This is a genomic window from Phytoactinopolyspora limicola (assembly GCF_011320225.1).
GTDB lineage: Bacteria > Actinomycetota > Actinomycetes > Jiangellales > Jiangellaceae > Phytoactinopolyspora > Phytoactinopolyspora limicola.
In genome coordinates, this window is record NZ_JAAOEN010000025.1 from 24,710 (window position 1) to 34,129 (window position 9,420).

6 protein-coding genes are annotated in these 9,420 nt (G+C 66.6%); 1 reads left to right on the plus strand and 5 read right to left on the minus strand.

Annotated elements, in window-relative coordinates; genetic code table 11:
• Positions 1-35 precede the first annotated feature (35 nt).
• From G8760_RS28170 to G8760_RS28190, 5 genes are all read right to left on the minus strand, one after another.
• Positions 36-1,097 carry an ABC transporter ATP-binding protein gene (locus G8760_RS28170; protein ID WP_166352709.1) on the minus strand — a complete coding sequence of 354 codons (1,062 nt, stop codon included), beginning with the start codon at positions 1,095-1,097 and terminating at the stop codon, positions 36-38.
• Entirely contained in the window at positions 1,094-2,146 is a 1,053-nt protein-coding gene (locus tag G8760_RS28175) for an ABC transporter ATP-binding protein (RefSeq protein WP_246222560.1), read from the minus strand. Before G8760_RS28175 ends, G8760_RS28170 begins: the two co-directional genes overlap by 4 nt.
• 4 nt (positions 2,147-2,150) lie before the next feature.
• The gene (locus G8760_RS28180; protein WP_166352711.1) at positions 2,151-3,074 is read right to left on the minus strand and encodes an ABC transporter permease; all 924 of its coding nucleotides are present in this window, start codon (positions 3,072-3,074) and stop codon (positions 2,151-2,153) included.
• Complete coding sequence (locus G8760_RS28185; RefSeq protein WP_166352713.1) at positions 3,067-4,074, minus strand: ABC transporter permease; 1,008 nt, start codon at positions 4,072-4,074, stop codon at positions 3,067-3,069. Before G8760_RS28185 ends, G8760_RS28180 begins: the two co-directional genes overlap by 8 nt.
• A 116-nt stretch (positions 4,075-4,190) precedes the next feature.
• Positions 4,191-6,011, minus strand: coding sequence for an ABC transporter family substrate-binding protein (locus G8760_RS28190; protein WP_207782394.1), 1,821 nt, complete (start codon positions 6,009-6,011; stop codon positions 4,191-4,193).
• 403 nt (positions 6,012-6,414) lie between these two features.
• On the opposite strand from G8760_RS28190, the gene G8760_RS28195 reads away from it, so the two are divergent.
• The gene (locus tag G8760_RS28195) at positions 6,415-9,327 is read left to right on the plus strand and encodes a M14 family zinc carboxypeptidase (RefSeq protein WP_166352715.1); all 2,913 of its coding nucleotides are present in this window, start codon (positions 6,415-6,417) and stop codon (positions 9,325-9,327) included.
• Positions 9,328-9,420: the final 93 nt, after the last annotated feature.

The following is a 9,420-nucleotide window of genomic DNA, read 5'->3' on the forward strand; positions in this document are numbered from 1 at the left end:
CTTTGCCGTGCCATGGCACGGCAAAGTGTTCATGATCATGGGGAGAGGCGGGGCGGGGAGGGGCCGGCGAAGTGGCATGCGGCCGGATGTCCGTCGCCGCGGTCGACCAGCTCAGGTGCCGAGTCGATGCACAGGGCCTGCTCGTCCGGCCGTAGCCGCTGGGCGAACGTCGGGCAGCGGGTGCGGAAGCGGCAGCCGGACGGCGGGTCCGCGGGGTTGGGGACATCCCCGGTCAGCACGATGCGCCGCCGGGCCCGTTCCCGGTGGGGGTCCGGCACCGGGATGGCGCTGACCAGTGCCTGGGTGTAGGGGTGGGCGGGGGCGGCGAACAGGTCGTCGGTGGGGCCGGACTCGACGATCCGGCCCAGGTACATCACCGCCACCCGTTGGGCGATGTGCCGGACCACGGACAGGTCATGCGAGACGAACAAGTACGACAGCCCCAGCCGATCCTGGAGGTCCTCCAACAGGTTGATCACCCCGGCCTGGATGGAGACGTCGAGGGCGGAGACCGGCTCGTCGAGGACCAACACCCGGGGTTCGAGGGCGAGCGCCCGGGCGATCCCGATGCGCTGCCGCTGACCACCCGAGAACTCGTGTGGGTACCGAGCGCCGTGCTCAGGGTTGAGACCTACCAGCTCCAGCAACTCCCGGACCCGCGCCTCGCCGCCGGGTTTGTATCGGCCGTGGATCCGCAGCGGTTCGGCGAGCAGCGCCGAGACCGGCATCCGCGGGTCCAGCGAGGCGAACGGATCCTGGAACACGATTTGTAGGGACTGCCGCAGGACACGGATCGCCGCCCGCGAACGGCCGGTGATCGGTTGCCCGTCGTAGTACACCGAACCCGACGTCGGGGGGATCAGGTCGAGCATCAGGCGTGCCGTCGTCGACTTCCCACAGCCAGACTCACCGACCAAGGCCAGCGTCTCGCGTGGAGCGACGTCGAGCGACACACCACACACCGCGTGGATCTGTCCGACGGTGCGGCGGAGGATCCCGCCGGAGCGGACCGGAAAATGTTTCACCAGCTCGCGTGCCGCGAGGATGGGCGGTGCGGAGTGGGCGGCCGGCTGCGTGGCCTCGGGGGTGAGAGTCATGACAAGGCGTCCAGATCGATCGACGTGGGCCGGAACAGGTCGGACGGTGCCACTCCTACCAGTTGATCGCTGAAGTGGCAGGCCGCGGCGTGGGTACCCGCTCCCACTGGCCGAAGTGGGGGTTCGGTGTCCCGGCACACGTCCTGAGCCATGGGGCAGCGCGGCGCGAACGGGCAGCCGGGCGGCAGGTTGATCAGCGACGGCGGGGTGCCGAGGATCGGGGTGAGACGGTGCTGCCGGCGCTCGTCGACCCGAGGCAGACTGCCGAGCAGCCCCAACGTGTAGGGCATGGACGGGGTGTAGAAGATCTCGTCGACGGTGCCGGACTCCACGAGGGTGCCGGCATACATCACCCCCACCCGGTCCACGTGTCCGGCGATGACCCCTAGATCGTGGCTGATGAGCACGAGGGCCGCGCCGGTGGCCGCACGGGCGGTCTCGAGAGCGTTCAGAACCTGCGCCTGGACGGTGACGTCCAACGCGGTGGTGGGTTCGTCGGCGATGATCACGTCCGGATCGTTGGCCATGGCGATGGCGATGACCACACGTTGGCGCATGCCGCCGCTGAGTTCGTGTGGATAGGCGTGCACCCGTTGTTGGGGATCCGGGATTCCGACGATCTCGAGCAGTTCAGCCGCCCGCGTCCAGGCATGGCGTTTGGCCCCTGGGTTATGTACCTGGATCGCCTCGACCAGTTGCCGGCCGACCTGGTGGACGGGGTTCAGCGACGTCAACGGATCCTGGAAGATCATGGCGATGTTCCGGCCCCGCACGGTGCTGATCCGGGCGTCGTCGAGGCCGAGGAGTTGCTGGCCCAGTACCCGTGTCGACCCCGTCACCCGTGCCGTCGCCGGCAGCAAACCCATGATGGCCATCGACGTGACCGACTTGCCCGACCCGGATTCGCCGACGATGCCGAGTGATTCACCGCGGCGCACCTGGAATGTGACGCCACGTACGGCTGTGACGGGGCCATCGTCGGTTGGCAGTGTGACGCTGAGGTCGTCGACCTCGAGCACGACGTCGGTCATGGACAACGGTTGAGCCACCTCGTCACCTCCGGGTCATGGTCTGACGGGGGTCGAGTGCGTCGCGCATGCCGTCCCCGACGAAGTTGATGGTCAGTGCGATCAGAACGATGAACACGCCGGGTGGGTAGAACAACCAGGGGCGGGTGAAGGGGGCGGCCCGGGCGTTCTCGATCAGTAGACCGAGCGACGTATCAGGAGGCTGGATCCCGAAACCTAGGAACGACAACGCCGCTTCGGCGAGGATGGCGAACGCGACGGCCAAGGTCCCGGCGACGATGATCGGCCCGGCGGCGTTCGGGATGAGATGACGCAGCACGATCCGCGAGTTCGACGCACCCATCGCCCGGCACGCCTCGATGAACTCCTGTTCGCGCAGCGAGAGGACGACGCCGCGCACCACACGTGACGTCCCGGTCCAGATGAACGCCGAGATGACGAGGGCCACCGCCCACCAACTGGTGCCGCCGCGGACATTGCCGGCCATGGCCGTGACCAACACGAGCAGCGGCACCACGAGGATCACGTCGACGAAACGCATCATCAGGTTGTCGACCCAGCCGCCGTACAGGCCCGCCACGGCGCCCCACAACGAGCCGACCGTGGTACTGATCAGCGCCACCGTGAGTGCCACCTTCAGCGACTGCTGGGTGCCGCGCATTACCTGGCCCATCACGTCCTGCCCGGCGGTCGTGGTGCCGAAAGGGTGCGCCATGCTGGGCGGCGTGCTGGCCGGGATGGCGCGGTCGACGGTGTGATCGTAGGACCAGAGCAGCGGACCGAGAAACGCGAACGCGACGACCAACACGAACAGGACGAGGCTGGTGACGGCCAGCCGATGCCGCAGGAAGCGGCGGGCGGCCATCCGCGCCTGGTTGCGCTGTTGGGTGGTGATCGCTTCGGCGGCCACGGGAGGTGGGGCGGCCAGGCCGGGTTGCAGGTCAGCCATAACGAATCCGCGGGTCTAGAACGCCGTAGAGCAGGTCGGCGACGAGGTTCGCCGTGACCACAATGATCCCGCTGAGCATCAGCCACCCCATCACGGAATAGGAGTCGTTGGTGCTGACCGACTCCAGGAAGAAGTCACCCAGCCCGCGCCATTGGAAGATCCGCTCGATGATGATGGCTCCGTCGATCGTGCCGGCGATCACCAGCGCCGATACCGTCGTGAGCGGGATGAGTGCGGTACGGAGGGCGTGCCGCCGGATGACCACCCGGTTGCGTACCCCCTTGGCCCGGGCCAGCCGGACGTAGTCGCTGTTGAGCACCTCCAACATCGACGCTCTCTGGTATCGGCTCAACGCCGCGTACCCGGTCAGCATCAGCGCCAACGTGGGCAAGAACAGGTGAGCGGCGGCGTCGGTGAACGACTCCCAGGCGGTGAACCCGCGGGTGTCGGCCGAGGCGGCACCGATCGTGGCGAACCCGGTGCCCAGCTCGCGGTTCGCCCAGACACCACCCTCCTTGATCAGGGCGCCGATCCAGAAGGCCGGCATCGCCAAGGCGAGGAATCCGGTGAAGGTGAGCAGATAGTCGACGGTGGAGTATTGCTTAACCGCGCTGATCACGCCGGACACGATGGCCAGCCCGATGGCCATCATCAACGCGATGACGACGAGCCGCAGGGTGATCAGGAACCGAGCGCCGATCTCGGCACCGATGTCGAACGCCGGTCCCCGGACCGATGGCCCGAACTTCCCTTGGAGCAGGCCGATGTCGCCGTTTCCGCCGATGCCGGTCATCCACAGCAGATACCGCTGGGGCACCGACCGATCGAGGTACATGCGTACTTCTTCGCTGGCGATCACGGCGGGATCGACGGGCGGCTGCGCCACTCGGAGGTCGCCGAGCGGGTCTCCGGAGAGGTCGATGAGCAGGAAGCACAGCACAGATGCGGCGAGCAGCACGGGGATCGCGGCCAGCAGCCGGCGCATGGTGTACACGGCCATGGGGGGCAGCCCTTTCCGTCGACTACTACCGCGAGTGGTTCGTTGGAGATGCCCGGGCGGGTGGCCCCGCGCAGAGTGAGGGTCACCCGCCCGGACGTTTGTGGAGGGGTAGTGGCCTACTGGACGGCCGTTCCCCACTCGTGGTTGTTGTAGACGCCGCGCAGGCTGGTCGCGGTGTTGTCGCGGACGTTGACGTAGTCGTCGGTGATGAAGGTGAACACGGGGACGTCCCACAGGGGCAGTACGTAAGCCTCGTCGAGCACGATCCGCATGATCTCGTTGGCGATGTCGGCTGCTTCGTCGATGTCGAGCCGGGTCAGCTCCTCCTGCGCGAGCCGGTCGACGTCGTCGTTGGTGAAGCCGCCGAAGTTGCTGGGGCTTCCCGTGGTGTAGTACTGGCTGGTCAGGCCGACGAAGGCCGGGTCACCGCTCCAGCCGAACTGGGCGATGTGGTAGTCCCCCTCGAACAACATCGTGCCGAGGTCGTCGGTGGGTTCGATGTTCGTCTCGACCCCGATTTGGGCGAGGTCCGCCTGGATCAGCTCCATCGACGTCGACCGCACCAGGTCGGAGGTGGCTCGCAACCGGAACGGACCGATCTGGTCGCCGTCGAGGGTGAGGGTCTGGCCGTCGAACTCGTAGCCTGCCTCGGCGAGGATCGCCAGCGCGGCGTCGGTGTCTCCGCTCCCCATGCCGGTCTCCGTCACCAAGTCGACGTGGTTCGGGTGATCCTCGGCGAAGAGGTGGTTGGTGCGGCGGGTGTATTCCGGGTACATCTCGCCGTAGATGCGGGCGGCGATGTTGTCGGCGTCGATCGCGGTGAAGATCGCCCGGCGGAGAGCGACATCCTGGAGTTCGGGGACGTCCAGGTTGAAGTCGATGTGCTCCCAGGCGGGGCCGGGCTGGATGTGGTAGTGGACGTTCGGCATCTGATCGAGGCTGCGCAGGATGTCCTCGATGAGCTGGATCGGCGAGCCACCGTGGATCTCGTTGTTCGACAACGCAGGCACCCAAGCGCCCTGATCCGGGATGATCCGCATGATGTAGGTGTCCAGGGTGGGCTGGGTCTCGCCGTACCAGTTCTCGTTCGGCTCTTTGATCACCCGCTCTTCGAGATTGCCTTCGACGATGCGGTACGGCCCGCCCGAGAACGTGGGCATGGTCTCTTGCAGCCACTCGAAGTAGTCACCGAGCTGCGCCGGATCGTCGACGTCGAAGCCGTTCTCGGCCGCGACGTGGGCCGGCATAACACCACCGCCGACGTCGTCGACGCCGAACATGGTGAACCATTCGAGATTGACCTCACCCGGTTTGAGGGTCAGGGTGACCGTTTTGCCGTCATCGGAGCCTTCGACGCTCTCGATCTGGTCGAAGTTGGTGGTGGCCCGCGAACGGCAGCCCTCGCAGTGCCCTGCCTCGGCGCTGGTGCCGAGTTTCCAGCTGACGCTGAAGTCGTCGGCCGTGATCGGGGTGCCGTCGTCCCAGACGGCTTCGTCGCGGATGACGTATTGCCAGCTATACGGGTCCTCGGACAGGAGTTGTGGCTCCTCGGCCAACAGGTCCATATTGAACTCGAACGTCTCGCGATCCGGTCCGAACATGCCGATGTGCGGGTAGATGCCGTGGAGCACCTGGAGGCCATACACGGTCCCACCTTCGGGCGAGTAGGTGTTCCAGGTGCGCACGCCGGAGACCACCAGCCAGGTGATCGATCCGCCGTCGGCACGTTCCCCGCTGTTGCAGTTGTAGGGGTCTTCGGGGCAGGTCTCGAAACCGGGCTGGGCTTCGACGCCGTTGCCAGGTGGGTCGGCCGGGTCGGTGGTGCCGGGGCCGTCGGCGCCCTCGGTGTCGTCATCGGATCCGGCACACGCGGCCAGAGCCATGACGGGCACCAGGACCATGGCGGCGGTCCGCGCCAGCTTCGTTCGGGCTTGCATCTGGTCCTCCTCGTCGCCTGCCGGCGGGCGACGTTGACCGCCGCCGGCGTGTTCGGACCGATCGAACGCTACGGGCCCGGGACCAGGGACATCGTCGGGATGAACTCCCCATTTCGGAGTGCTAGTCACCCTATGTTCGGGGCCGGCGTCCCCAGGTCGGGTCGGTGTTATGGCCCCAGAACGGGGCGCTGGTTCCGGAACCCGGCGGGGTTGGCTAGGGCCGCGGCGCCGCCGGGCATCACCGGTTCCACTGCGACCTATGGGGGAGTTTGGGAGGCTTGTCAGTATTTGTGCTGGCCAGTACAGTGTGGGAGGCCCCGCGGGGGAGGCCTGACATGTTATGTCGACCGGGTCCAGCCGCGGGCGATCCTCGGGGCCAGGCCCATGTCATCAGGAGGGGAGCATGGCTCGCCTGTCCCTGTCTCGCCGGACCGCCGGCGTCCTCACAGCAGTACTCCTACCCGCTACGTTGCTCATGGCCACCCTCGCCGTTCCAGGATCGGCCACCGAGCCGAGCACGGAACCGGCGCCCGAATTCACCCCACCCGACGAGTTAGAACACCCCGAGATCGTGTCCATCATGGTCGGCGACCGAGCCGAACTCGACGAGCTGGTCGAGACCGGCGTCGACCTCGGCGAAACCGTTGATCACCTCGGCGGCGGCCTACGGGTCGAGGCCATCATCACCCCATCGGAGCAGCGCTGGCTCACCACGCTCGGCTTCGATGTCGGAGAACCGCTGCTCACCGAGGACGACTTCGTCGCCCTTCAGGAACAACGCGACGCCGCGATCGAGGACATCGAGGCAGCAGAGGCGCAAGCCCTGCAGCAAGGCGACGACCTCCGAGTCCAGCGCGCCGTGTGGTTCGAGAACCACGGTGAGACGTTCATCGAGGTAGAGGTGTGGTCGGCCGCCGGTTCCGGTTCGGCCAGCGTCATCCTGACCGTCAGCCTCGACGCTGGACCCGGAACCGACATCGGTGACGGCGCCACGTTCAACCTGTCGCGCAACGTCGACGCCGGGCATTACATGTTCCACCGCATCAACGTGCCGCGGCCCGAAAGCACCGTGCCATCACGGATGCGGGTGACCAGCACCCTCGCCGGTGAGGTGATCGGTGAGGTCGAGGCCGACTTCACCGAGTTCCTCGACGGTGAATATCCGGGTGGTCCGGGCGCGCCCAAGGACTGGGGCAACCTCGCCACCGGGTTCATCGATCACTACGTGGACGCCACCGAAGCGACCGAGAAGATCGAGTCGTTGGCGGCCGAGTTCCCCGATCTGGCCGAGATCATCGAACTACCCCATGAGACCAACGGCTATCGGCGCAAAGCCCAGGCCGTGTTCCAGCCACCACCCCCCTCGTTCGTCATCGACGCGCCGTCGGCCGCCGCGGGTGAATACGCGGCTGCCGCCTCCGATTTCGGTGGCGTCACCTCGCTGGACGGGGTTGGTGGCGACGTGGTGCTGGTCAGCGATGGCAGCGGCAACCCAACCGAAGGGTGCGGGCCGTTGCAGGACTTCGAGCCCGGAGACATCGCCCTGATCGACCGCGGCACATGCCCGTTCGTCGATAAGGTCCGCAACGCTCAAGCGGCGGGTGCGGCCGCGGCCGTCGTCGCCAACAATGTGCCCGGCGCCCCGTTCGCGATGACGGGTAACGCTCCCGACATCACCATCCCGTCGGCGATGATCTCCATGGACGACGGCGCCACGATCAAGGACGGTCTGCCGGCCAGCGGCACACTGTTCCGTCCGAACATCAACCCGCATCGCGTCGTCGTCGACTCCCTGGCTTGGGGGCACGAGGGCGGCAACGACATCACGGTCGAAATGGCCGACCCGGGCGCCGCCGATCAGCCACTCACCGTTACGGTCGCCGGGAATGACATCCGAGTCAGTCTGGCCACCAACTCCGCCGGGAAGCTCACCAGCACGGCGGCCGACGTCGTGGCCGAACTGAACGCCGCTGCTGGTCACCTGGTCGAGGCGTACACCTTCCGTGGCAACGCCGGCGACGGCGTCGTGCACCCCTGTGTGCCCGATCGATGCTACGGCGACCCCGGCACCACCGAGCTCAGCGATTTCCTCTCCGCTCCGGACTACGTCTCCCGGGACCCGTTCACCCCGAAGGCGATCCGGATCGGCAAACATCGCGACGGCTCGAAGGTGGGTGTGTTCCTCTACTCGCAAGAACACGCCAGGGAATGGGTGACGCCGCTGGTCGCCTTGGAGACCACCGAGCGGCTGCTGCGGAACTACCAGTCCAATCCGACCATTCGGAGACTGGTCGACAACCTCGACATCTTCATCATCCCGTCGGTGAACCCAGACGGTGCGCATTACTCCATCCACGATTTCGCGCTCCAGCGGCGCAGCATGACCAACCACTGCCCAGCAGGCGGTCCGGTCGATCCGCTGGCCCGCAACTCGTGGGGCGTCGATCTCAACCGCAACTTCCGGGTCGGGACCATCGACCAAGGATTCAGCGGGGCGTCGTCGGTGTGCACGAGCGATGTCTTCGCCGGTCCGGAACCATTGTCCGAGCCAGAGGCGAAGAACGAGATCTGGCTGGTGGAAGAGAACCCGAATATCCGGTTCGCGATGAACACCCACACCCACGGCGGTTACTTCATGTGGTCGCCGGGCGCGTACCAGCTGCCCAGCCGGGACGGGTTGGAGCGGCCCAGCTATGGCATCGAGTCCTACTTCTACGAGGCATCCGACGTGATCCTCAACCGGGTCAAGGAACATCGCGGCACGTCCGTGTGGTCCAGCCGGGTTGGACCGATCAGCGACGTGTTGTACTCGGCGGCCGGAAACTCCGGTGACGACCACTTCTACGAGAGCGACATCTTCGCGTGGAGCTTCGAGGCCGGTTCGCCGCTGTGGAACGGTAGCCAATGGGTCAGCGTCGGCTTCACTCCGCCGTACGAGGAAGGCCATGAGCAAGCGATGGAGTTCTCGCACGGCTGGCTCGGCATTCTCGAGGTGGCCGACATGTACAGCCGAGATCGCATCCCACCGCGGTCGACGTTGGAGCCTGGTGCCGGCCGGTACAGCGGGTCGGTCGACCTCACGTTCGATCTGAGTGAGCCGGCGGATGTGTACTACACACTCGACGGCAGCCGTCCGACGTTCGACTCCCCGCGGATCGAGTTCTCCGGGCCTCGCCAGGAGCAGGAGCCGATCACCATCACCGAGACGACGACCATCAAGTGGTTCGCCGTCGACGTGGCCGGCAACACGCAGAACTACTACCGTCCGGACGGTCCTGGCCGGAACTACCGGCAAGCCAGGATCGTGATCGACTAACCCCACCCACCCCTCCCCCCGTCCCCCTCCGATGATCATTGGCTTTTTGGGGGCGGCGGGCGGGCGGGGAAAACCACCAGAGAGGGCGGGGGG